Genomic DNA, 24,862 nt, shown 5'->3' with positions numbered 1-24,862 from the left:
ATGATACAATTCTTTTACGAAAACTTACCGGAATCTGTGAACACAGATTATACAAAATGGCTGGAAGATATCATTCTTTCAGAAGGAAAAAAATTGGGTGAAATCAATTACATCTTTTGTGATGATGAATATTTACTTAAAATTAATCAGGATTATTTACAACATGATTACTATACAGACATCATCACTTTTGATTATGTTAAAGGCAAAACAATAAGCGCAGAGATTTTCGTATCTTTGCAGCGCATTTCAGATAATGCTTCTACCCTATCAAAAAATTATGAAGAAGAATTAAGAAGGGTTTTAGGACATGGCATCCTTCATCTTTGCGGATATAAGGACAAGACCGAAGAAGAAGAAAAAGAAATGCGAAGTAAAGAAGATTTCTATTTAGCTAAATACATTGGATAATGTAGTTTGGCATTTGTAATCTTTACACCATGTTTTTTTTTAATTTATTTTTTTGAATGAAACGAAATAAACATGGCGAAAAACAATGAATACAGGCTTATTAAAGCAGTATTTTAAAATAATGTTTCACGTGAAACATTTAGTAAAAAGATTAAAATTTAAGCCTTAAAACAGGTATAAAAAATGATTTCAGAAATATATGACGTAATAGTAGTAGGTGCAGGCCATGCAGGTTGCGAAGCTGCAGCCGCAGCTGCAAACCTTGGATCAAAAACCCTACTCGTTACAATGAACATGCAGACCATTGGTCAAATGAGCTGTAACCCTGCTATGGGAGGAATAGCTAAAGGGCAGATCGTACGTGAGATTGATGCTATGGGAGGATATTCAGGAATTGTAGCTGACAAATCAGCCATACAATTTAAAATGCTGAACCTTTCAAAAGGTCCTGCGATGTGGTCACCCAGAACCCAGAACGATAGAATGCTTTTCGCTGAAGAATGGCGTTTAGCATTAGAAAATACACCCAATCTTGATTTCTTTCAGGATATGGTAAAGCAGCTTATTATCAAAAATAACCAGGTAGTTGGTGTGGTAACTTCTTTAGGAATTTCAATTAAAGCTAAATCTGTAGTCCTCACAAACGGTACTTTCCTTAATGGTTTGATCCACGTTGGCGATAAACAATTGGGAGGTGGAAGAATGGGAGAACCCAGAGCTTTTGGCATTACAGAACAATTGATATCTTTAGGTTTTGAAGCCGGAAGAATGAAAACCGGTACTCCACCGAGAGTAGATGGAAGAAGCCTTGATTATTCCAAAATGGAAGAGCAAAAAGGAGATGAAAAGCCACAAAAGTTCAGTTACTTAGATACTCCGAAGTTAACCAAACAATTAAGTTGTCATATCGTTTACACCAACGAAACCGTACACGATATTCTACGCGAAGGTTTTGACAGAAGCCCTATGTTTAATGGCACCATTCAGAGTTTAGGTCCAAGATACTGCCCTAGTATTGAAGATAAAATCAACCGATTTGCTGAACGTACAAGACACCAGTTATTTGTAGAGCCAGAAGGCTGGAGAACGGTAGAAATATATGTAAACGGCTTTAGTTCTTCCTTACCGGAAGATGTACAAATCAAAGCTATGAAACATATTCCAGGATTCGAAAACGTAAAGGTTTTCCGTCCGGGCTATGCCATTGAATACGACTATTTCCCCCCTACCCAGTTAAAGCATACCTTAGAAACAAAACTAATTGATAATTTATATTTTGCCGGACAAATTAATGGTACTACAGGATATGAAGAAGCGGCCGGCCAAGGTTTAATGGCAGGTATTAATGCCCATAATAAAGTACATGGTAAAGAAGAATTTATTCTTAACAGGGATGAAGCATATATAGGAGTTTTAATTGATGATCTTATTACCAAAGGTACAGAGGAACCTTACAGAATGTTTACCTCACGTGCCGAATACAGACTCCTGTTAAGACAGGATAATGCGGATATCAGATTAACTGAAAAAGCGTATCAACTAGGACTTGCAAAAGAAGAAAGATTAAGAAAAGTTGAGCAAAAAATAGCTAAAAGTGAGGAACTTGAAACATTCTTACGAGAAACTTCTTTAAAACCCGGAATCATCAATCCGATTCTAGAAAGTGAAGAAAGTAATCCTGTAGATCAAGCCTACAGAGCTTCTCAGTTTCTTACCAGACCTAATATTACATTAGAAAAGCTTGAAAATATTGATATTATTAAAGAAGTAGCCTCCCAATTTGACGATGAAGTAAGGGAACAGGCTGAAATTAATATCAAATACAAAGGATATATTGAAAAGGAGAAAGAAAATGTTGCAAAACTGAACCGTTTGGAAAACATTAAAATTCCAGAAGATTTTGATTATCTAAAACTCTCTAGTTTATCATCTGAGGCTAAACAAAAAATGAATAATGTAAGACCAAAAACAATTGCCCAAGCAGGAAGAATCAGTGGTGTATCCCCTGCTGATATCAACGTTTTACTGGTCTATTTAGGACGATAATTACATTATGTTTCACGTGAAACATAATTAAATTTAAAACAAAAATTAAGGTATTTACGAGCTTTATATAAACTCTGAATATCTTAATTTTTACTATAAAAGAATATTTTAATGAAAATTAAAGATCACTTTCTGACTCAGGAAATATTTGAAATTAAAGAAACAGAAACTAAAGGAGTTTTCAAAACCTCCCCTATTCCATCCAACATTTCAAAATACTACGAAAGCGAGGATTACATTTCACATCATCAGGATTCAGGAAGCCTAAAAGAAAAAGTATATAAATTCCTTCAGTCTTTCAATCTTCAGTATAAGAAAACAATTCTCATAGATCGTATTAAAAAGAATTCAAAAGTTCTGGATTATGGTTGTGGCGCCGGAGAATTTGTAAAATTTATAGAAAATGATTTTCAGACGTTTGGATATGAACCTAATCCAGATGCAAGAAAAGCTGCCCAGAGCAAAGTAACAAAAGCTAAGATAATAGATAACGTTACTTCCTTAGAAGATAATAGTCTTGATGCAATTACATTATGGCATGTTTTTGAACATATTGAAAATCAGTCAGAGATCCTGGAAATCTTTCATAATAAATTAAAAGAAAAAGGACTTCTGATCATTGCCGTACCCAACCCTACTTCGTATGATGCAAAACACTACAAAGAATATTGGGCTGCTTATGACGTTCCAAGACATATCTTTCATTTTTCAAAAAAAGGGATGGAAAATTTAATATCAAAAAATCCAGATTGGAAATTAAGAAAAATCAAACCACTTGTCCTGGATTCATATTACATCTCAATGCTCAGCGAAAAATATAAAAAATCACCACTTTTTTGGCTGAAAGCTATCATCTACGGAACGATTTCTAACGTAAATGCCCTTTTTTCGAACGAATTTTCAAGTTTGATATACATTATCGAAAAAAGATAGAAAATCGATTTTTGATATATTTCTGAAGGTCAATTTTTGACAAATTTGGCTCCAAAATAAAAAAGTGAAGAAATTAATAATTAAAAATTCAAGATAATTTGTAAAATTACCTTGAATAAAAGGTCTGATATTTTATCAGACCTTTTTTATTTATTTATGTTTACTATTCAAAATATAAAATGTAATAAGAATCGACAAAACTTAAATCAATAAATAATGTTTATCTCCAATTCTCATTTAACATTATTTCCAACTCTGCAATAGATCGTTAAATCAAAATGAAAAATATATTTCCAAATTTCTCTCCTACCCTATCGATTTAAAAATTACCTTTGGATTATTAAAAATCACCATCTTAATAAATCTATAGACAAATACCATCTCACTTTTAAACTTAGTATATTAATTAATAAAATCAACCATATTAGAAATAATAAAAAACATATTAATAACACCACTAATTCACTAGAGATATTTAAAAAATTACCAAAAACAAACATTTAACACTATTTTTTTCATTTCAAAAAGGAAAAATTATGAATAAAATCAAAATTTCAGGTTAAAACTTGAAAAAAAATATAAATATTTTAAATTATATAAAATAAATTATTTAGTTAAATAATTTATTTAAAGAAAAAAAATAAACAAAATAACTTAATTAGTAATAAAAACACACTAAATATTAAAATATTTAAAACAAATGATAAAATATAAAAATAAAATAAACAGAAATAAAAATAATTAAGTAAAAAATATTAATAATTACATTTTGTTTATCAATTCTTATGTTTTACATAAAATAAATCATTGATATGTGAAAATAATTTATACATTCACAGAACCATTTTAAATATTAATCAATGAAAAATTTTAAACTCGTAATGATAGCAATAGGAATGCTATCCATTACAGCATGCGAAAAAAGAGACGAAGATTTAAACACGCAATCTTCAGAAAAACAGCAACTTCACTCATTGGGAGCAAAGCTGATTGATCAAACTACTTACAACAATTTCGCTAAAGTAAACATCAATGAGCTAACCTTAAGACTAAAGGGTAAGACCGAAAAAGCAGCAAAAAATGCACTTGCTTCAAGTTATTTAATTCCCGGTCTTCCCGCAATTGGAGACCAGGGAGCAGAAGGTTCTTGTGTTGCCTGGGCAACAGCTTACACCACAGCTAGTGGTCTGGAATCTAATTTCAAAGGAGTTACTGCCAAAAGAAGCCCCGAGTACGTTTATAATCAAATCAAGCTCGGATCTTGTGATGCTGGTGCTTATGTAAGTGATGGATTAAATCTGATTAAAAATCAGGGTGTTTGCAGTTGGGCGGAAATGCCTTATACAGATACAGGATGTTCTACTCAGCCAAATTCCTCACAGAAAAATGCCGCAAGCACTCACAAATTTACCACCTGGGCAACGGTTGATAAAACGGATATCAGTAATGTAAAAACACTTCTAAGCATGAATTTACCCATAGTTATCGCAGTAACAGTAGATTACAGCTTTGATCATTTAAGTTCATCTAACGGATGGATCTGGAAGTCACATTCAGGTAGCAGCAGAGGTGGCCACGCCATTGCGGTAATAGGATATGATGATGCTAAACAGGCATTTAAAGTCCAAAACCAATGGGGAACAAATTGGGGGAACAATGGATATTTCTGGATCGATTATTCATTCTTTGCCAAAACAACTAATGGTGCGATTAACGAATGTTACGTAGCATATGTTCAATAAATAATGATTTCAAAAAAAAATAACCTTCTCACATTGAGAGGGTTATTTTCTTTATATATAATAACAGTTTTTATTTATTGATCGCAGCAATACCAGGAAGTTCCAGTCCTTCAAGACTTTCAAGCATCGCTCCCCCACCGGTAGATACATAGCTCACTTTATTTCCGTAACCAAATTGCTTAACGAAAGCAACACTGTCACCTCCTCCTACTAAGGAAAAAGCTCCCAGCTTTGTTGCCTCAGCTATACTGTCTCCAAGTGCAATAGTTCCGGCAGCGAAATTTGACATTTCAAATACTCCTATAGGACCATTCCATAAAATAGTTCTTGAATTCAAGAGAACGTCATTAAACTGATCTCTTGATTTTGAACCTGCATCCAATCCCATCCATCCTTCAGGAATAGCATATATATCTACTTCCTTCCTATCAGCATCATTATTAAAACTTTCTGCAATGATCGTATCAGATGGCAGATAAACTTTCACATGATGTTCTTTTGCTTTAGCCAAAATTTCCAGTGCTAAAGGTAACTTGTCCTCTTCCACCAAGGAATTACCTATTTTACCTCCAAGAGCTTTAATAAATGTAAATGCCATTCCACCACCAATAATTAAATTATCAATGGCAGGTAGAATATTTTCTATAATGGTAATTTTAGTTGAAACCTTTGATCCTCCAAGTATCGCAGTTACAGGCCTTTCACCATTCTTTAAAACTTTATCAATAGCTGTAAGCTCATTAGCCATAAGTAAACCGAAAAATTTAGTTGAATCAAAAAACTTAGCGATTACAGCTGTAGAAGCATGTGCACGGTGTGCAGTACCAAATGCATCATTCACATAGGCATCTCCTAATTTAGAAAGCTGCTCAGCAAAGCCTTCATCTCCTTTCTCTTCTTCATTATGAAATCTAAGATTTTCCAATAATAAAATTTCACCAGGTTTAAGTTCGGAAGCAGCCTGCTCAGCTTTTGGTCCTACAGATTCTTCTACGAATTTTACCTCTTTTCCTAAAACATTGGATACTTCCTCAAGAATATGCTTCAATGAAAACTCGTCTTTCACCTCTCCTTTAGGTCTTCCAAGGTGAGTCATTAAAATCACAGATCCTCCATCATTAAGAATTTTATCAATAGTTGGTTTAACCGCAGCAATTCTTGTATTATCCGTAACTTTAAGCTGATCATCTTGCGGAACATTAAAATCCACCCTTACTAAAGCCTTTTTGTCTTTAAAATTGAAATCATTCACTGTTTTCATAAATATCTTAGAATTTTCGTTTCACAAATGTAAGATTTTAAACTTTTGAAAAAGATCGAATAAAAAAAAGTTTTCAAAAAACTTCTCACAAGCCCAACACTCACTAACCAACAATTTTTTTTTTTTGATAAAAGAAGAATGAGTATTGTTGTTGAGTGTTGTGAGTTTCGGGGATAACTTTACCCTAAAAAGTTGATAACACTAAATTTTTATGTAATTCATATTTAATTCACAATATAATTTCTTGTAAATCTGATTATTTAGAGGGTTACTAACAAAAATCGTTTAGTTGTTAACAATTTTAATTATTAATTACTCATTTATGGAAAAGCTAATGAATTCTTCCAAAAAAGATTTTTGAAATTTTCCGTTGGCTTTCCAAAGATTTTTCTCATTAGTAAATTTTAGTATTGGAAAAATATTTAGTTTATAAAAGTTTTCCACAGTTATTCACAATGCTTTTCACAATTAACCAATGATCAACTAACAATTGATATTTAATACTTAAATTTGTAAGGAAATAAATCTATATAAAGTTTAATATAACTACTATGAAAAGAAAAATTGCGATCGCAGCCGATCATGCAGGCTTTGAATATAAGGAGATTGTTAAAAACTATTTTTCAGAACGATTTGATATTCAGGATTTTGGAACGTTTTCCACAGACAGTGTGGATTATCCTGACTTTGTACACCCTGCAGCAACTTCCGTAGAAAATGGGGAAAACGAATTAGGAATTCTGATCTGTGGAAGTGGAAATGGTGTACAGATCACTGCTAACAAGCATCAGAAGATCCGTTGCGCTCTTTGTTGGATGCCGGAGATAGCTTCGTTGGCAAGACAGCATAATGATGCCAATATGATTTCAATGCCAGCGAGATTCATATCAAAAGAATTAGCAATAGAAATCGTTGAAAAATTTCTCTCTACTAATTTTGAAGGTGGCAGACACCAAACAAGAGTAGATAAGATAGCAGTTTGCTAAAAAGATATAAAGGCTTGTAAATCAAATTACAAGCCTTATTTGTTTTAAAATACTTATCTTTGTGACCATAAATAGAAACATATTCTATATTCTTCTCCAAGAACCTACACTATTCATATTAAATATATTTATAATAGGTTTTCTCCCCTCTTCTCCTTTTTTGTATTAAATTTATACGAACTAAAACCCCCGTTGTTGAAAGATTGGAAGGAAAATTGATGATGTGCAACATATGGATATTTGTAACCTTCTTAAATAAGAATGGATGAATGGATACATTATTTTTTGTAAAGACTACTATGAGTAAAAAGATGAAGTTCTTTACCGCCGTATTTTTTTTGAGTAATCTTTTATTGATTAAAGCTCAAACCAAAGATACTTTGAAGGAATTGAGGAGGCCAGATTGTACAGAATATGATAAAAAGATAGAACAGGCATATCATAAGTTAATAGAGGACTCAAAGACTATAGATTACTCAGGTTTAAAAGATTTGATTGTTGAAAATATCAATCCAAATAATTTTAAATATGATAACTTAAAAATTTATTTGAAGAAGGTACGAACGATCTGTGGAGCTGAGATTGACTTTTCAATGTGTTCTCCGAAGAAAAATCTTATGGATCCATTGTATAATGAAACTATCTTTTGGGACGAAGAAACGATAATCGGTATTAATGAAAAACTAAATAGAAATTTAATTTTTGCTGTTAAATATTATGGTTTTGGTAATTCAGAAGCTTTTGTTAGCAATGAAGAATATGGAAAAAGGTATACTACAAATAAATTAAGAGAATATATAACCCATCAAAAAAAAGGGATTTATCAAGAGAGAAGTTTTTATTATCTACCTTCAGGAAGAAATACTAAGATTGATATTGAGAATTCAGACTATTTGAGTTTACAATTTCGCAATTATGCAGCAGATATTATAGTAGTAAAATATGAAATCAATTATGCAGATTTCTTTAAGGCCTTCCAATATAAAAATAATGAGTGGGAAGAAATAGATAATAAAGAAGAATTTAAATTTTAAACTAATGAAAAAAAAGAAAATATATAAGTCAAAAAAATGACCATAAATTAATGGAGATCGGTAGATTGATCCTGAGATTTATGAATGAAAATTCGTCCAAGATCTATAATTATAAGCAGATCGCAGACGGAATAGATTACAAGAATCCGAGACAAAGGGAACTTGTGATCCAGGCTTTGCACAAGCTGCAGGCTTCTGAAAAAATAAAAGAGACTGATAAAGGAAAATACATTATCAATTTAAAAATCGCCGGAACACTTACCGGTGTGATTGATTTTAACCAATCCGGCAACGCCTACGTAAATGTGGAAGGAATGACAGATGATATCTTTATCCATTCAAAAAATGTGAAGGATGCTTTACAGGGGGATAAAGTACTGATTGTTACTTACACTTACAAAGGGAAAAAATTAGAAGGTTCTGTTCTTGAAGTCCTGGAAAGAACACGTACAGAATTTGTGGGGACCTTACAGGTGGTAAGCCATAAGGATTTCGGATTTGTAGTTTGTGATAAAAAGACGATCAATACAGATATATTTATACCGAAAGGAAAATTTGGAGGTGCTGAAGATGGTGACAAGGTTGTTGTGAAAATGACTGAATGGAAACCAGGAGATAAAAATCCGGAAGGGGAAATTATTAAGGTTTTAGGTTCTCCGGGAGAACATGAAACTGAGATCCACTCTATTCTTGCAGAATACGGCTTACCTTATGAATTTCCTGAAGAAGTAGAACAGGATGCGGATAAGATTAACAGACAGATTACAGATGATGAAGTAGCAAAACGTCGTGATATGCGTGGGATCTGTACTTTTACCATAGACCCTAAAGATGCAAAGGATTTTGATGATGCGTTATCCATCCAGAAACTAAAGAATGGGAATTGGGAAATCGGTGTCCACATTGCGGATGTTTCCCATTATGTAGTTCCCGGAACTATTTTAGATGACGAAGCTTATCAGAGAGCAACCTCTGTTTATCTGGTGGATCGTGTGGTTCCGATGCTTCCTGAAGTTTTAAGTAATGATGTATGTTCACTTCGTCCGAATGAAGATAAATATACATTCTCTGCGGTTTTCGAATTGAATGATAATGCTGAGATTCAGAAACAATGGTTTGGAAGAACAGTTATTCATTCCGACAGAAGATTTACCTATGAAGAAGCTCAGGAACGTATTGAAACACAGCAGGGAGATCTGGCTGAAGAGATTCTTGTCCTGGATAAACTGGCAAAAATTATGCGTGAAGGACGTATTAAAAACGGCGCAATTACTTTTGACAGAAGTGAAGTACGATTTAATCTTAATGAAAACAATGAGCCCATCGGCGTTTATTTTAAGATAAGCAAGGATTCAAATCACCTGATTGAAGAATTCATGCTTTTGGCCAATAAAAAAGTTTCTGAATTTGTTTCTTTAACGAATAAAGGAGGAATGACCAATAATACCTTTATATATAGGGTTCACGATGATCCGGATCCGGCAAAACTGGAAGCATTAAGAGATTTTGTTTCCACATTCGGATATCAGATGAATCTTGCCAATACGAAGAAAGTAGCTGAATCCCTGAATAAGCTATTGTACGATGTAAAAGGGAAAGGAGAAGAAAATATGATCGAAACGCTAGCTATGCGAAGTATGAGCAAGGCAGTCTACTCTACTGAACCTATTGGACATTACGGTTTAGGATTTGAGTACTATTCCCACTTTACCTCTCCGATCCGTCGTTATCCCGATTTACTTGCACATCGTTTACTCCAGCATTATCTGGATGGTGGAAAATCTCCGGACAGAGCTGAATTGGAAGAAAAAGCAAAACACTGCAGTGCCATGGAAAGACTGGCAGCAGATGCTGAAAGAGATTCTATTAAGTTTATGCAGGTGAAATTCATGGAGAAACATCTTGGAGAAAACTTCAAGGGAGTGATTTCCGGAGTTGCGGAATTCGGATTCTGGGTAGAAATTCCTGAAAATGGAGCTGAAGGACTTATTAAACTAAGGGATCTTGTAGATGATTCCTATGTGTATGATAAGACAACCCATGCTGTTTATGGTTCACGAACAGGTAAAAAATATCAGTTGGGAGATGAAGTTCACATCAAAGTAGTGAAAGCTAATCTGATTCAGAAACAACTGGATTTCAAGATTGTTGATTAATTAAATCATAAAGTCTAAATTTGTACAAAATGAGATGGATTTTTTTCCGTTTTAAAGCCATATTAAATGTTTGAACTTGTACTTTCTGCTGTCATATTAGGATTCATGTTAAGCCTGGTTTTCATAGGACCTATTTTTTTCCTTTTAATTGAAACCAGCTTCTCAAGAGGTCCCAGACATGCTTTGGCGCTTGATCTTGGAGTAATTACGGCAGATTTGCTTTGCATTGTGGCCGCCTATTATGCGAGTGCGGATCTTGTGAACCTGATTGATAAGCACCCTGGATTTTACAGGATTACATCCATTCTTATTTTTGTATATGGGGTTGTTATGCTGGTTACCAAAACCAAGATGCATATGCCCGGTGAAGAAAGAATCATTGGTCAAAATTATTTTAAGACTTTTATTAATGGTTTTTTCTTCAATCTTTTAAATGTAGGTGTTATTCTTTTCTGGTTGGTTACTGTTATTTCGGTAAGAAACCAGTACCCTGACATCAGTAATTTTATTCTTTATATAGGGATTGTAATAGGCACCTATTTATGCATTGATCTTGCTAAAATTTTCCTTGCCAAACAATTCCATGACAGGCTTACTCAAAAGCTGGCCAATAAGATCAGAAGAATCGTAGGTGGAATTCTTATTATTTTCAGTTTTTTCATCTTTTTACAGAGCTTTAAAAAATTTAATCAGTTTGATAAACGTCTGGAAGAAGCAGAGAAAAAAGAAGTCAAATATCAAAAATCAAAATGAAAAAAAATATCTTTCCAAAGTCCCTTAAAAAAGGAGATAAGATAGCTATTATTTCTCCTGCAGGAGCAGTTGATGAATCCCAGCTCGAAAAAGGAATTTCCATGATTAAAGCGAAAGGTTTTGAACCTGTTTTAGGAAAACATTTGTATACCAGATATTCTAACGGATACAACTATGCCGGAACAGAAAAGGAAAGATTGAAAGATATAAACTGGGCCTTCAATGACTCCGAAATTTCTGCGATCTGGGCCTCCAGGGGCGGATACGGGTGCCAGCATCTTATCCAGCGCATAAAACTTACACAGTTTTTAAAAGATCCAAAATGGTATATCGGATATTCAGACAATACAGTAATCCAAAGTTATTTACTGAAAAAAGGATTTGTATCTATTCATGGCCAGACAATTAAAACTTCCAGTTTCGGAGTTACAGAAGAAAGCTATGATTTAGTTTTTGATATTCTGAAAGGAAAAGCTCCAAAATATGGTTTACAGACCAATCAATTGAATAGAGAAGGCAATATTGAAGGCGAATTGATTGGGGGAAATTTAGCTCTGATCTATGCACTTTTAGGAACTCCCTACTCTTTTGATTTTAAAGGTAAAATATTATTTATTGAAGATATCGGAGAAAATTACTATGCCCTGGATCGAATGATCATGAGTTTGGAATTAGCCGGAGTTTTAAAAAAAAATCAAAGGACTTATTGTTGGTGGAATGACCAATATGGGTGATGAAAAGGAGAATAAAAATTATGAGGAAAGTTTCGATGAATTTGCCTATAAACTAATCTCAGAAAGAATTTCAAAATATAAATTTCCCGTTATTTTTGGTTTTCCAAACGGACATATCAAAGACAACAGACCATTGATTATCGGTGGAAATGTGAAAATGAAAGTTGGAAGTAAAGTTAAGATAGAATTTTAATCAGGCATTAATTTTCACTTTTTTAATCTTTTAAATGTAAAAAAGACAGATGGCATCTCACAATGATTTTGGAAAAATAGCAGAAGATTTTGCAGTAGAACATTTGCAGAGAAACGGATATAAAATTCTTGCCAGAAACTACCGGTTTCAAAGAGCCGAGATTGACATTATTTCGGAAATAAAAAATCTGATTGTAATTATTGAAGTAAAAGCACGTTCTACAGATGCTTTTATGCTGCCTCAGGAAGCTGTTACGAAAACAAAGATCAGATCTATTGTTAATGCTGCTGATCATTATCTCGAAGAGTTTAATCATGTGAAGGAAGTACGCTTCGATATTATTTCAGTTTTGCCGGATGAAAAAGGAAAATTGGTTCTTGAACATATTGAAGATGCATTTCAGGCATTTGACGCCAACTAAAATTTAATTCAAAATGTACCGTGATTCACTGATCGGGTTACTAAGAAATTGCTACAATAAGATATGAAAACAATATTAATAACCGGAGCAACTTCCGGGATTGGAAAGTCAACAGCAGAGCTTTTTGCAAAACAAGGAAACAGGGTTATTATCTGTGGAAGAAGAAATGAAGTACTGGAGTCTGTACAAAGCGAATTATCAGCTTTTACAGAAGTACTCAGCTTAAAATTTGACGTTAGAAACCTGGAAGAAGTACAAAATGCAATCAATTCTCTTCCTGAGGAATGGAAAAATATTGATGTTTTGGTTAATAATGCCGGAAATGCGCATGGTTTAGATCCTCTTTCGGCTGGAAAAACGGACGACTGGGATTCTATGATCGATGGAAATGTAAAAGGACTTTTATATGTTTCTAAAACGATTATTCCAGGAATGAAAGAAAGAAATTCCGGACATATCGTTAATATCAGCTCAGTAGCTGCCAGACAGACCTACGTCAATGGTGTTGTATACTGTGCGACCAAAAAGGCAGTTGATGTCGTTTCCGAAGGAATGCGTTTGGAGCTCACTGAATTCGGAATAAGAGTAACTAATATTCAGCCGGGAGCTGTAGAAACAGATTTCTCTTTGATACGATTCAAAGGGGATCATGAAAGAGCTTCTACCGTATATGCTGGTTATGAGCCTTTAAAGGCTGAAGATATAGCAGATGCTATTGCCTATTGTGTAAATGCTCCAAAACATGTGAATGTGTCAGATATGACAATCTATCCGAGTGCACAAAGTGAACCGAGAACAATCTACAGAAAATAGATTTAAAAGGATTAAATTTGCAGATATTATTTAAGTGTATTTAAACCTGCCGATAAGCTTACAAAAATGAAAATATTATATCTAGAAACCTCTTCTAAAAACTGCTCAGTTGCCATTTCAGATAATGATAAACTCCTGTGTGTATGTGAAGAAGTTTCTGAAAACTATAAACAATCCGAAAGCTTGCATACCTTTGTAGAGTGGGCATTGGAAGGGGCAGGAATTTCCATTAAAGAGATTGAAGCAATATCCTTGGGAAAAGGCCCCGGCTCTTATACTGGATTAAGGATTGGTGCAGCTTCTGCAAAAGGATTTTGTTATGGTTTAAAAATTCCTCTGATTGCGGTGAATTCTCTCGAAAGCATGAAAGAGCCCTTTTTAGGACAAAACTATGATGTAATCATACCCTTAGTTGACGCAAGGAGAATGGAGGTTTATACGGCAGCTTATGACGGTATTACGGGAAAAGAGATTTCTTCTACGGAAGCTAAAATTCTTGATGAACAATCTTTTAGTGAATGGTCGGATAATAAAATACTTTTTGTAGGAGACGGCGCTAAAAAGGCAAAAGAAATACTGCAGTTACCCAACGCAGAATATAATGAAGAGGTATACCCTTCCGCACAACACCTGATAAAGAAGACGCTTGAAAAAACAGAAAGTAAAGACTACGAAGATATTGCCTACTTTGAACCTTTTTATGTAAAAGATTTTCATGGAGTAAAGAAAAAGAAAAGCGAAGATTAAATCTTCGCTTTTTTATTTATTTTGGCCTTGGAGGCTGTGAATTCGGATTCTGCATTTGAAGATCCTGCTTATTCTGATCAGGATTCCCAAACCTTTTTGATTTTTTCTTTACAGGTGGCTGGCCGTTAAAGTCCTGTATTTTTTGAGGATCGTTATTATCCGGGCTGGTAGGAACATTATTCTGTGAAGCAGGTTGTACTGGTACATTATTCTGGTTCTGAGGTATCGTATTTCCTTTGTTGTCCGTTGCCTGGAACGCAAGATCACTCTTCAGATAGTTAAGCATTTCCTTAGCTTTAATACCTTCCGGTGTTTTGGCATAATTTAATGCAATCTGTTCCAATTGTAGAATCATTACTTCTTTACCACTGGACTTTCCGGTATTGAAAGCATTCAGTAAATACAATTTTGGGACTAATGCATCTTTTGGATACTTCTCAATAGTCTGGTCAATGACATTCTTACTATCACTGAATTTTTCTGCTTCATATAATGCGTATGCTCTTTTGTACTCATTTTCAACATCTTCAGAGGATTTTACAAATGAATTATTTTTAGGATTTCTTGCAAATTCCGCATACGAAGTATAAGGATAATCTGTCAACAGGATCTGTTTTGCCTTCTCTGATGCCTGTGGGTTTTTCTCATAATTCATTGCAAAAATTTCATACAACGCCTGCAATAGTACTTTTTCTTCCGGCTTTACATCAACCAGATCATACAGTGTTTTAGTAGCTAAAGGGGTGTTGGTAAAATAGTTCTGGTACATGATCCCTAATCCTAAAGAAGCCGTATCTCTATCCTTTTTCAGTTGTCCTAGTTTACCCGCATCCGTTGGAATCTGTTCAATATAGAAAGCAGGTTCAAAACGTCTCGGATCAGGAGCTGATGTTACTCCCAGAGCTTCATTCTTCATATCATCAATAGAAGACATTTTTTTAGAATAACGCCAGTTATCACTTAATGCCCTGTCACCCCAAACCTGTTTAAATGAGGAAGTACCCTTGCTTACAGTTCCCGTATTGCTAAAATAAAATCCTTTAGGAGCTGTTCCGAAATCTTCAAAAGAAGTTGAACTATTGGCGAAAATAGAGTTGGAATTATAATCTCCCGTGTCAAAACCTTTACTTCTTTCAGCACGTCTTCTTTCCAATTCTTCTTTTTCTTCCTTGGCTTTTAATTTGGCAATATGCTTGGCAAAAAATTCAGTTTTTTGAGCATCGGTCATTTTTGCTAATGAAAGAATACTGTCATTTTTTTTTGATCAGGTAATAGTTTCTTGAGATCTTTTTAATATTCTCGGACTGATCTTTTAAAAGAACTTTAGATGGTTCATAGGTCATAACGGCAAGCGCAGAGTCATAATATGCTCCGGCACCGATGTAATCATTTTTGTCCAGGTAATTTTTTCCTATCTCGTAATAAGCAAGACCGCGAACCTGCGGATCAGATACCTTTTCCGTCAAAGATTTTCTGAAAAACTGTTGCCCCTCTTCTTTTTTACCCGCCTTGTTGGCCATAAGTCCTAAAGCATAATAAAATTCATTCTTTCTAGACATGTAAGTTCCCTTGTTACTGATTTTCTCCAGATAATTCTTAGCACCATTATAATCCCCTTTTCCATTGAAGGTTTTTGCGATTTCAATCTGCGATTTAACTTCAAATTCAAAATCATTCGCATATTTATAAGCAGCTAAAAAACTTTCTCTGGCCTTTTCATTCTGGCCCAGTCCTTCCAGGATTTGTCCTCTTAAATATGAAATTCGGCTTTTTAATTTACTGTTATTGTTAAGTTCAAATGCTCTGTCAAGTTCTTTTACTGCCTCTTCTTTTTTACCTGCATCCAAAAGAGTTTCCGAATTATAAATGCTCAACAATTTATCATCATTTTTACTGATACCCTCTCCTTTCAGCTTAGTGAAAATCTCCTGAGCTTTATGATAATCTTTCATCTGGGCATAAGCCTGTCCCTGATAAACCTTAGCTAATGGTAATCTTTTGTCTTCTTTCATATGAGTGAAAACATAATTTAAGGCATCAAGGGCTTCTAAAGGTTTGTCCTGATAGATCCGGGATTGAACAAGGATCATATAGGCATCAAAAATCTGTTTATTCTTTTCTTCCCCATTTCTCACTACCGAATACTTATTGATAGCTTTTAAAGCCTTTGATTCTGCAATTTGAAGCGCGGTAGCTCCTTTTACCTCAGGCTGATTGGAATCATTTCCCGTTAGACCTGCAACAGCGGAATTAACTTTGTCTTTTACCATACCGGGAATATCCTGGAGACCAGGCTTACCCGGAGGCCCGCTTGCTCCCCTTCCGGAAGAATTAGAAGGCTTATTTACTTCGGCCATTTTCATAGAATTTTCTGCAAAGGCCGTTGATTGTCCAAGATCACTTCCCAAGGGCTGATTTTCATAGGTAAGTATAGGAATATAAGGAGCATAAAAGTTATCTTTATGTCCCTTATCTCTGGTCGTAAATTCACTGTTCAATGCATCTTTTGCATTAAATAAAGTGTTATAATATGTGGAAAAACCTTTTAAGAACTTTGATCGTTGCTCCGGTTTTTTTACCTTGGTGGCACAGGATACAACAAAACATGCTGCTAAAAGGAATAAAATATTCTTTTTCATTATTTCAATATAACTAGCTAATCTACTTTTTATTATCAAAAGTTTGATGATTTTGTAAAAATAATAAAATTTTATATTGGAAAAATTTATATTTCTTTCAATATTTTGTAAACCAGATGGGTTGGAAGCCCCATTATTGTATAAAAACTACCGGATAATTTTTTGATCTTTGCCATTCCCAGCCATTCCTGGATACCATAACTTCCTGCTTTATCAAAAGGTTTGTAATGGGTAATATAATAATCAATTTCCTCATTGGAAATTTCATCGAGTTCCACATCTGCAACATCCGTTTCTGTAAAAACCTGATCAACCGTCTGTATGGTAATTCCTGTATATACCTGATGCGTTTTTCCGGAAAGCAATCGCAGCATATGCTGAGCATCGGCTTCATCTTTCGGTTTTCCAAGAATTTGATTATTTAAGGCAACAACGGTATCTGCAGTGAGTAAAACTTCACCCGCCTCAAGTGGACGGAATGAGTTTGCCTTTAATTGAGAAAGATAGGCAGCCGCATTTTCAATAGCCATATCATCAGGAATGATTTCTTCACAATCTATTGTTACTACTTCAAAATCAAATCCAAGGCTGGAAAGCAATTCCTTTCTTCTGGGTGATTGTGATGCTAAAAGTAATTTCATATTAAGTATTTATACAGATTGTGTGTTGTCATCATGCCAGTTTCCCTGCACCTTCATTACCTGCTCGATGACGTCACGTACGGCTCCACTTCCACCCTGCTTTGTGGAAATATAATCAGCTATGCCTTTGATTTCGGGAACAGCATTTTCTGGACAGGCTGCGATGGCTGAACTTTCCATAATATGCAGGTCAGGAAGATCATCACCCATTGTCAGGATCTCTTCATTTTTAAGATTGTATTTCTTTTTAAAATCTTCAAAATCAGCCATTTTATCATGTGATTTGGCATAATAATCTTCTATACCCAGATAATTGATGCGATGTTTTACCATCTCATCATTTCCTCCGGTAATCACCCCTATTAAATAATTATTTTTTAAAGCTTTTACTACTGCATAGCCGTCCAGGACATTCATCACTCTGCTCATATTTCCACCCGGCATCAGATACACACTTCCATCGGTAAAAACACCGTCCACATCAAATACGAATGCTTTAATATCTTTTAATTTCTCTTTATAACCCATACATTTTTTTAATAGAATGATTCATTACTTTATATATTTCAAGGCTTTCATCCTTTAGCAATTGCTCATGAAGTTCCAATACCCTTACATCATTTCTTACAGCCGGACCCGTTTGCGCAAGCCTGGGTTCAATTTCATGAATTTTTTGAACGGTTTCATCAATTAACGGAAGAAAATAGTCGAACGGAATCTCCTGGGAATCCGATATTTCTTTGGCTTTAGAAAAAAGGTGATTCACAAAATTACAGGCGAAAACCGCTGTAAGATGGATATATTTTCTTTTGTCATGACTACTTTCCATTACATGATCAGATATTTTGGATGCCAGTTTAAAAAGAATCTCTTTATCTTTTTCGGTTTCTGTCTCTATGAAAAAAGGGATTTTCTTGTAGGTGAGATCTTTGGATTTAGAAAATGTCTGTAAAGGATAAAAACTTGCTTTCCTGTACTCCCCTGCTAAAAGCTCCTTAGGAAGCGAGCCTGAAGTATGAGCAACAAGTGAATCTTTTTTAGTGATCATTGCTGAAACATTCTGTACAGAGTTATCACTTACACAGATAATATATAAATCGGCATCTTCCAGCTTTTCCGTAGAATAAGGAATATGTAACTCCGCAGCTATTTTTTCCAAATCCTTTTCATTTCGTCCAAAAATCTGAGCTAACGGAATGTTATTCAGAACAAAGGCTTTTGCCAGATGGTATGCGACATTTCCGGAACCTATAATTACAATTTGCATATAACAAAGATAATATTTTATGAGTTTTGGACTGAAAATTGAACAAAGTATTTAACTTTTAGATATTTTTGTAATCCAAAACAGTGAAAGCATCTATGAAGATTAAGGACGCGGAAATTATTACGCTGATGCAAAATCCCCGAACTCAGGATAAAGGAGTTCGTGCCTTGATGGATGCTTATCAAAGTAGATTATATTGGCATATACGAAGAATTATTGTAGACGGAGATCTTGCTCAGGATACGTTGCAGGATACTTTTATAAAAGCCTATCAGAATTTTCACCAGTTCAAAAATGATAGCCAGCTGTATACTTGGTTGTACAGAATAGCTACCAACGAAGCATTACAGCAAGTTAATAAAATGAAAAAAATGCAGAAAACTGATGAAGATGCTGAGTATCATATGCAAAATCTTGTAGCGGATAATGCTGAAAAAGATGCCGATGAAATACAGGTTTTATTACAGAATGCTATACAGAGTCTGCCTGAAAAACAGAAACTCGTATTTATGATGCGGTATTATGATGATTTGCCTTACGAAGAGATATCAAAAATTGTTGATATGTCCGTAGGAACCTTAAAAACAAATTATCACTATGCCAAACAAAAGATAGAAGAATATATTAAAGAAAATTACGAGAATAATTTTTGATTAACATAATAAGATGAAAGAGTTCGATATAGAGAAATTAGAACGTAAAAACATTTACAAAGCTCCTGATGATATGTTTAATATGATCCAGGAAAGAGTGATGAATGACGTGAAGGCAAATAAAAAAGCACCCATATTTAAATTAAATTGGATGTATGCGGTTGCCGCGTCATTAGCTTTGATCTTTGGAAGTATTTTTGTTTTCAATTCCGATCAAAATAAAATAAAAGATTCTGGTATTTCTGAAGTAAGTTATGCAAAGAATGACCAGGCTCCAAAGAGTGAAAGCGAGCTTGCCTACGAAACTTTGAAATCTGATTTAATTTCTGTGGAAAGCACGGATCAAATAGTTCAAAACAAGAAAAGTGCAGAGATAGACGATTCTCAAGATACTGAAGCAGAAACAGTTTCAAAACCCCAGAACGGAGTCGCTGTTTCAAAGCAGACTGAAACTAAAATGAACGAATATCTGGATTCATTTTCTAATTCTGAGATTGCAGAACTAGCCAAGAATTCAACAGAAGACGTTTATTTAGATTTATATAATTAAAAGAAGAGATGAAAAAGATATTATTTACCCTTTTTATTATTTACGGCTTTTGTTTACATGCTCAAAGGACGGATTATGACTGGAAAAAGATGGACCCTAAACAGAGAAAGGAGATCATCAATAACCTTTCTCCGGAAGAGAGAAAAGATCTTTTGAAAAAATTCAGAGATAATATGATGCTGGACAATCTGAATGTAGATGAGAAAGATAAAGCAGAATTTACGGCTATTTATAATGAATACATAGATAATCAGAAACAGATAAAAAGCCAGTTTAACCCTGATTTTGATCCTGATAAAATGTCTGATGAAGAAGCCAAAGTCAAGCTACAGCAAAGCTTTGAGCTGGGACAAAAATTACTGGATAATAGAAAAAAATATGCTGAGAAAATGCAGCGGGTAGTTCCCTGTCAGAAAGTACTGAAATTGTTCCAATCGGAGTGGAGGATGAGAGATAAGATGAATGACAGAAAGCCTCACGATCATAACAATTCGGGAACGCCGAAACAAAACCCATAATAGTTTATTTTTTTTAATGTTGGACGACTCTTACGAATCTTTTTGTAAGAGTCGTTTGATTTTATGTTTGAAATGATATTTTGTGGGAAGCATTGTAAGAACAATTATCGTTACGGGAGACTACATTTTTTCAAAATAAGATTTAAAATAATATAGAGATTAATAACTTTTATGAATGTTTTTTGTTTGGTGTAGTTGGTTTAAAACTAATCTTTACTTTTGCAAAAAATATAAAAAAAGATGAAGAAATTACTTCAGACTGCAAGCCTTTTTATTGCAATCACCGTATTATCTCAGGGAAAAGAATACATCAAATTCAAAGGGAGTATTCCAAATTACGGAAAAGAAACTTATAAGACTTTAACGGTTATTGATCAAAGAGAAGACAAAAAAATAGGAATTCTTCCTTTTGGAAATCAAAAAGAAGAGAAGGAAGTTGTTTTCCTTACAAGCCCGGGAAATGATTTAGGAAACTGGTATAAAAAAGGAAATGATGAGGGAGGAAGTGCAGACCTGGTTCTGATTTTAAAAAAGCTTAAATTAAGTGTTGGAGAAACAATTGGAAAAAATACAAGTGGGAGCATTGATTTTTCAGCCCAGACTTTTTCAAAGGAAGGGGATCAATATCGTTTCCTATATAAAAAAGATACTGTAGTTACACTCAATAATAAGGAAATTGCAGAACTTTTAGTTAAGAATGTTCCTAATGTTTTTTTTGATTTATTCATGAGAACATACAGAAAGAGACCTTTTGGAAATGCTGTATCTATCAACGAGCTTTCTGATTATGAATCATTTGTCAGGAACAATTATGCAGTATATAAGAGCGATCAGTTAAAGGATGGGATTTATTTGGATCACGTTTCATTCTTTAACCAGACTCCCGAGCCCGGAAATTATCTACTTGAAAGGAATGAAAAAGGGGAGGTGACAAAAGCACTCAAAGAGGAAAATGGTAAAAAGAATAAGATCCCTGCCTACAAAATGTTTGCTTACGTGGAAAACGGAAAGGCTTATAAAAAGGGATTATCAGGCTTTCTGGATTTAAATAGAAATGAAAAAGGATTTTATGTGGTAAGCAACAGAGGATATCTTTTTCCTGCAGCTTCTAATAATACATTAGGAATGTTTGGTTTAATTGGAGGTGTTGCTGATGCAATTCAACAGGGAGCGGAACAAAAGAAAATGAAAAAAGGAGATAAGTTTGAAATCTATATTGATCCTTTAACCGGAGAATACGATTTTCCTTCGGAATTATAAATTAATTTCACTGATTAAAATTAACAGCAATGAATTGTCTTGCTTTTTTTTTATCTTTGCAAATTACAAGGTTCTTAAATGAAAAACATACGAAATTTTTGCATAATCGCTCATATTGACCACGGTAAAAGTACTTTGGCGGATCGTTTATTGGAATATACCAATACAGTTACCCAGAGGGAATTACAGTCTCAGACGCTGGATGATATGGATTTGGAGAAAGAACGTGGGATTACGATTAAATCTCACGCGATCCAGATGGATTATGAATATAAAGGGGAAAAATATATTTTAAATCTGATCGATACCCCGGGACACGTGGATTTCTCTTATGAGGTTTCCAGATCAATTGCTGCCTGCGAAGGAGCGCTTCTTATTGTAGATGCCGCTCAAAGTATTCAGGCACAGACTATTAGTAATCTTTATCTTGCATTGGAGAATGATCTGACGATCATTCCTATTCTTAATAAAATCGATTTACCTTCAGCCAATCCTGAAGAGGTGACTGATGAAATCATGAATTTAATTGGTTGCGAATATGAAGATGTATTAAGGGTTTCCGGGAAAACCGGTGAAGGGGTTCACCATCTGCTTGAGCAGATTGTGGAAAGAATTCCTGCTCCTGTAGGAGATCCTGATGCACCACTTCAGGCTTTGATCTTCGATTCCGTATACAATCCTTTCCGTGGTATAGAAGCCTATTTTAAAGTAGTAAATGGAAGTATTTCCAAAAATGAAAAAATAAAATTTTTTGCCACTGGAAAAGAATATGGAGCTGACGAAGTAGGGACTTTAAAGCTGAAGCAGGTTCCTAAAAAGACAATTGGATGTGGAGATGTAGGATATTTGGTTTCTGGAATTAAAGATGCCAGAGAAGTTAAAGTAGGAGATACCATCACTTCTTTCGATAAACCCGCTAGTGGACCGATTGAAGGATTTGAAGAAGTTAAACCGATGGTATTTGCAGGGATTTATCCTATTGATTCTGAGGATTTTGAGGAGCTTAGATTTTCATTAGAGAAATTAAGGCTTAACGACGCTTCTTTGGTTTTTGAACCGGAAAGTTCTGCTGCTCTGGGCTTTGGGTTCCGATGTGGTTTCTTAGGAATGCTGCATATGGAAATTGTTCAGGAGCGATTGGACAGGGAATTCAATATGAACGTTATCACTACGGTGCCGAACGTTTCTTATTTCGGATATACTAAAAAAGAACCGGATGTTCCTATTTTGATTAATAACCCGTCTGAAATGATGGATCCATCTACAATGGATAGAGTGGAAGAACCGTTTATTAAAGCTTCTATTATTACCAAATCTGATTTTGTAGGATCGGTAATGACTTTATGTATTGAGAAAAGAGGAGAGATCGTTAACCAAAGTTATTTAACTTCTGAAAGAGTAGAGCTGATATTCAATATGCCTTTGGCAGAAGTTGTATTCGATTTCTACGATAGACTGAAATCCATTTCTAAAGGATATGCATCATTTGATTATCATCCGATCGGATTCAGAGCTTCCAAGCTTGTAAAAATGGATATCCTGATCAATGGCGATATGGTAGATGCACTTTCTTCATTGATTCACGATAGTAATGCCTATCATATCGGTAAAAAGATGTGTGAAAAGCTTCGTGAACTGATCCCTAGACAGCAGTTTGATATTGCGGTTCAGGCGGCATTGGGAACGAAGGTTATCGCGAGGGAAACCATTAAAGCTCTAAGAAAAGATGTTACCGCGAAGTGTTACGGGGGAGATATTTCCAGAAAACGTAAGCTTTTGGAAAAACAGAAGGAAGGTAAGAAAAAGATGAAACAGATTGGTAGGGTAGAAGTACCGCAATCTGCATTTATGGCCGTATTAAAGCTAAACGATTAATATAAAAAAGACCGATATCATATCGGTCTTTTTATTTTTATAGATTTCTCTGCTTATCAATCAGGTTTCTCTGCACTACCAGCGCTCCTAATCCCAGAATAATTTCAACGATACCAAGCATGGTTATCAGTTTAGTACCGCATACAATACATTCAGGCTCAGGAAATGGTTTTTTGCCTATTACAATAATAATAACTCCGCCAATAATGACGATAATTACAATAAGTACTCTTAATAAATTTTTTGCATTCATGATAATGTTAGTTTGTTTTATGCCTACTTTTTAAGGTTTTCGGCCTGGACCTTTTTACTATATCAAATTTCTATAATAAAAGAAAGTGTAGGATCAGGTAAATCACTGAAAATGAGATGTGTTTTTTACTATTGTTAATGTTTGCTGATAAGTATGATCATAAATATATGTTTTCAACTCCACAACGAAGACATGGAGCGGGCAGGTCTACAACGTTAATTATTTAAACAATAATTTCAGCGTTCCGGAAACAAGTGCATCAGAAACCAATTAGCATAAAAAACCGCTTCAGAGGAAGCGGTTTTTTTATTTTCTATTTTTTACGGGTGAATTTTATTTCCATTGTTTTCATTTCCTTACCGGTTTTGGAGCCGGGACCATACATTTCCATGATTTGAGTGTTATCATCCACGAATGTAAAAACTTCCCTTACATCGCATTCTTTTCCAGGTCTTGCAATGTCAGGCATTTTACCTTTAAATTCAATTGATTTCTTTGATGCGTTCCAATCTCCTGTAGTATACATTATTCCTGTTCCCATATTATCCATCCATGTACTTACAAATTTTTTAGTCGCATTATCGTATCCAACAATGCTCCTTCCTTCAAAAGGCATTCCCCACATATTACCGGTGTGTACGCTCTCCTGATAACGTCCGCCAAAGATCATTTTATTGGTACACTCAGATGTACTTTTGATAGGTTTTCCTCCTTCTTCCATCCACATAGTCGTTTCTCCGGTCCACTTCCCATCTGATTTAGCAAGCATTTTGTGCATCTCTCCGGGAGTAGCATATTCAGTCCATGCCTTTACAGCAGTAGCAGAATCTACAGGTTTCCATGCTGCAGAATCAGATCCTGTGGATTCCTTACCCATATCGGGTTTTCCTTTTTCGCAAGCCGTCAATAGAAAAGCTGCGATTACAATGAACAGTAGATTTTTCATAAATGTTTAGTTTTAAGTTGGTTATAATTT

Annotated in this window: 22 protein-coding genes and 2 pseudogenes; 17 read left to right on the top strand and 7 right to left on the bottom strand. The window is 34.5% G+C overall.

All coding sequences use genetic code 11. From position 1 onward, the window contains the following. The 4 genes from ybeY (at nucleotide 1) to ACJ5H0_RS12335 (ending at nucleotide 5,132) form a co-directional block, all read left to right on the top strand. A complete protein-coding gene (gene ybeY / locus ACJ5H0_RS12350; RefSeq protein WP_273650255.1) occupies nucleotides 1–411 on the top strand; it encodes an rRNA maturation RNase YbeY in 411 nt (136 codons plus the stop codon). A 183-nt stretch (nucleotides 412–594) separates the two neighbouring features. Then, the gene (gene mnmG / locus ACJ5H0_RS12345) at nucleotides 595–2,457 is read left to right on the top strand and encodes a tRNA uridine-5-carboxymethylaminomethyl(34) synthesis enzyme MnmG (protein ID WP_411249777.1); all 1,863 of its coding nucleotides are present in this window, start codon (nucleotides 595–597) and stop codon (nucleotides 2,455–2,457) included. A gap of 111 nt (nucleotides 2,458–2,568) precedes the next feature. Next, nucleotides 2,569–3,390 carry a class I SAM-dependent methyltransferase gene (locus tag ACJ5H0_RS12340; RefSeq protein WP_411249776.1) on the top strand — a complete coding sequence of 274 codons (822 nt, stop codon included), beginning with the start codon at nucleotides 2,569–2,571 and terminating at the stop codon, nucleotides 3,388–3,390. A gap of 860 nt (nucleotides 3,391–4,250) precedes the next feature. Further along, a complete protein-coding gene (locus ACJ5H0_RS12335; protein WP_172281696.1) occupies nucleotides 4,251–5,132 on the top strand; it encodes a C1 family peptidase in 882 nt (293 codons plus the stop codon). A 70-nt stretch (nucleotides 5,133–5,202) separates the two neighbouring features. On the opposite strand, the gene ACJ5H0_RS12330 is transcribed toward ACJ5H0_RS12335, so the two are convergent. Beyond that, a complete protein-coding gene (locus tag ACJ5H0_RS12330) occupies nucleotides 5,203–6,393 on the bottom strand; it encodes a phosphoglycerate kinase (protein WP_411249775.1) in 1,191 nt (396 codons plus the stop codon). 551 nt (nucleotides 6,394–6,944) lie between these two features. Here ACJ5H0_RS12330 and rpiB point away from each other — a divergent pair. The 8 genes and pseudogenes from rpiB to tsaB all read left to right on the top strand — a co-directional run bounded on the left by rpiB (nucleotide 6,945) and on the right by tsaB (nucleotide 14,230). Further along, nucleotides 6,945–7,379: a ribose 5-phosphate isomerase B gene (gene rpiB, locus ACJ5H0_RS12325; protein WP_411249774.1), complete on the top strand. Its 435-nt coding sequence runs from the start codon at nucleotides 6,945–6,947 to the stop codon at nucleotides 7,377–7,379. A 269-nt stretch (nucleotides 7,380–7,648) separates the two neighbouring features. Beyond that, nucleotides 7,649–8,413: a hypothetical protein gene (locus ACJ5H0_RS12320; protein ID WP_411249773.1), complete on the top strand. Its 765-nt coding sequence runs from the start codon at nucleotides 7,649–7,651 to the stop codon at nucleotides 8,411–8,413. Between the two features lie 50 nt (nucleotides 8,414–8,463). After that, nucleotides 8,464–10,569 (top strand): ribonuclease R, encoded by a 2,106-nt coding sequence (gene rnr, locus ACJ5H0_RS12315; RefSeq protein WP_411249772.1) that lies wholly within the window; start codon nucleotides 8,464–8,466, stop codon nucleotides 10,567–10,569. 66 nt (nucleotides 10,570–10,635) lie between these two features. After that, complete coding sequence (locus ACJ5H0_RS12310) at nucleotides 10,636–11,322, top strand: LysE family translocator (protein ID WP_172281688.1); 687 nt, start codon at nucleotides 10,636–10,638, stop codon at nucleotides 11,320–11,322. Further along, nucleotides 11,319–12,249, top strand: a pseudogene (locus ACJ5H0_RS12305) (S66 peptidase family protein). The gene ACJ5H0_RS12310 and the pseudogene ACJ5H0_RS12305 overlap by 4 nt, the downstream one beginning before the upstream one ends. Before the next feature lie 49 nt (nucleotides 12,250–12,298). After that, nucleotides 12,299–12,670: a YraN family protein gene (locus tag ACJ5H0_RS12300; protein WP_411249770.1), complete on the top strand. Its 372-nt coding sequence runs from the start codon at nucleotides 12,299–12,301 to the stop codon at nucleotides 12,668–12,670. Nucleotides 12,671–12,733: 63 nt separating this feature from the next. Beyond that, nucleotides 12,734–13,483 carry an SDR family NAD(P)-dependent oxidoreductase gene (locus ACJ5H0_RS12295; RefSeq protein WP_172281682.1) on the top strand — a complete coding sequence of 250 codons (750 nt, stop codon included), beginning with the start codon at nucleotides 12,734–12,736 and terminating at the stop codon, nucleotides 13,481–13,483. Between the two features lie 66 nt (nucleotides 13,484–13,549). After that, nucleotides 13,550–14,230, top strand: a complete 681-nt coding sequence (gene tsaB, locus ACJ5H0_RS12290; protein WP_411249766.1) for a tRNA (adenosine(37)-N6)-threonylcarbamoyltransferase complex dimerization subunit type 1 TsaB — start codon at nucleotides 13,550–13,552, stop codon at nucleotides 14,228–14,230. Between the two features lie 16 nt (nucleotides 14,231–14,246). On the opposite strand, the pseudogene porW reads toward tsaB, so the two are convergent. The 4 genes and pseudogenes from porW to ACJ5H0_RS12265 all read right to left on the bottom strand — a co-directional run bounded on the left by porW (nucleotide 14,247) and on the right by ACJ5H0_RS12265 (nucleotide 18,777). Next, nucleotides 14,247–16,869, bottom strand: a pseudogene (gene porW, locus ACJ5H0_RS23155) (type IX secretion system periplasmic lipoprotein PorW/SprE). Nucleotides 16,870–16,955: 86 nt separating this feature from the next. Continuing rightward, nucleotides 16,956–17,510 (bottom strand): Maf family protein, encoded by a 555-nt coding sequence (locus tag ACJ5H0_RS12275; RefSeq protein WP_172281676.1) that lies wholly within the window; start codon nucleotides 17,508–17,510, stop codon nucleotides 16,956–16,958. 9 nt (nucleotides 17,511–17,519) lie between these two features. Continuing rightward, nucleotides 17,520–18,038 carry a KdsC family phosphatase gene (locus ACJ5H0_RS12270; RefSeq protein WP_172281674.1) on the bottom strand — a complete coding sequence of 173 codons (519 nt, stop codon included), beginning with the start codon at nucleotides 18,036–18,038 and terminating at the stop codon, nucleotides 17,520–17,522. Continuing rightward, on the bottom strand, nucleotides 18,028–18,777 hold the full coding sequence (locus tag ACJ5H0_RS12265; RefSeq protein WP_411249756.1) for a Rossmann-like and DUF2520 domain-containing protein: 750 nt from the start codon (nucleotides 18,775–18,777) through the stop codon (nucleotides 18,028–18,030). The genes ACJ5H0_RS12270 and ACJ5H0_RS12265 overlap by 11 nt, the downstream gene beginning before the upstream one ends. Nucleotides 18,778–18,872: 95 nt before the next feature. Here ACJ5H0_RS12265 and ACJ5H0_RS12260 point away from each other — a divergent pair, with 95 nt between their 5' ends. From ACJ5H0_RS12260 to lepA, 5 genes are all read left to right on the top strand, one after another. Further along, nucleotides 18,873–19,430, top strand: a complete 558-nt coding sequence (locus ACJ5H0_RS12260; protein WP_172281670.1) for an RNA polymerase sigma factor — start codon at nucleotides 18,873–18,875, stop codon at nucleotides 19,428–19,430. 13 nt (nucleotides 19,431–19,443) lie between these two features. Continuing rightward, complete coding sequence (locus ACJ5H0_RS12255; RefSeq protein ID WP_411249752.1) at nucleotides 19,444–19,980, top strand: hypothetical protein; 537 nt, start codon at nucleotides 19,444–19,446, stop codon at nucleotides 19,978–19,980. A gap of 8 nt (nucleotides 19,981–19,988) precedes the next feature. After that, the gene (locus ACJ5H0_RS12250) at nucleotides 19,989–20,498 is read left to right on the top strand and encodes a hypothetical protein (RefSeq protein WP_172281666.1); all 510 of its coding nucleotides are present in this window, start codon (nucleotides 19,989–19,991) and stop codon (nucleotides 20,496–20,498) included. A gap of 240 nt (nucleotides 20,499–20,738) precedes the next feature. After that, the gene (locus ACJ5H0_RS12245; RefSeq protein WP_411249748.1) at nucleotides 20,739–21,758 is read left to right on the top strand and encodes a hypothetical protein; all 1,020 of its coding nucleotides are present in this window, start codon (nucleotides 20,739–20,741) and stop codon (nucleotides 21,756–21,758) included. Nucleotides 21,759–21,836: 78 nt separating this feature from the next. Further along, on the top strand, nucleotides 21,837–23,633 hold the full coding sequence (gene lepA, locus ACJ5H0_RS12240) for a translation elongation factor 4 (RefSeq protein ID WP_172281662.1): 1,797 nt from the start codon (nucleotides 21,837–21,839) through the stop codon (nucleotides 23,631–23,633). A 37-nt stretch (nucleotides 23,634–23,670) separates the two neighbouring features. Here the strand turns inward: lepA and ACJ5H0_RS12235 are convergent, their stop codons facing one another. Then, the gene (locus tag ACJ5H0_RS12235; RefSeq protein WP_273650241.1) at nucleotides 23,671–23,886 is read right to left on the bottom strand and encodes a hypothetical protein; all 216 of its coding nucleotides are present in this window, start codon (nucleotides 23,884–23,886) and stop codon (nucleotides 23,671–23,673) included. A 313-nt stretch (nucleotides 23,887–24,199) separates the two neighbouring features. Further along, complete coding sequence (locus tag ACJ5H0_RS12230; RefSeq protein ID WP_411249742.1) at nucleotides 24,200–24,832, bottom strand: DUF1579 domain-containing protein; 633 nt, start codon at nucleotides 24,830–24,832, stop codon at nucleotides 24,200–24,202. Between the last annotated feature and the right edge of the window lie 30 nt (nucleotides 24,833–24,862).

Source organism: Chryseobacterium proteolyticum (genome assembly GCF_046591535.1).
GTDB classification, from domain to species: Bacteria; Bacteroidota; Bacteroidia; order Flavobacteriales; family Weeksellaceae; genus Chryseobacterium; species Chryseobacterium proteolyticum.
Note: the sequence above shows the minus strand (reverse complement) of the source record. Positions and strands in the feature narration are given on the sequence as shown.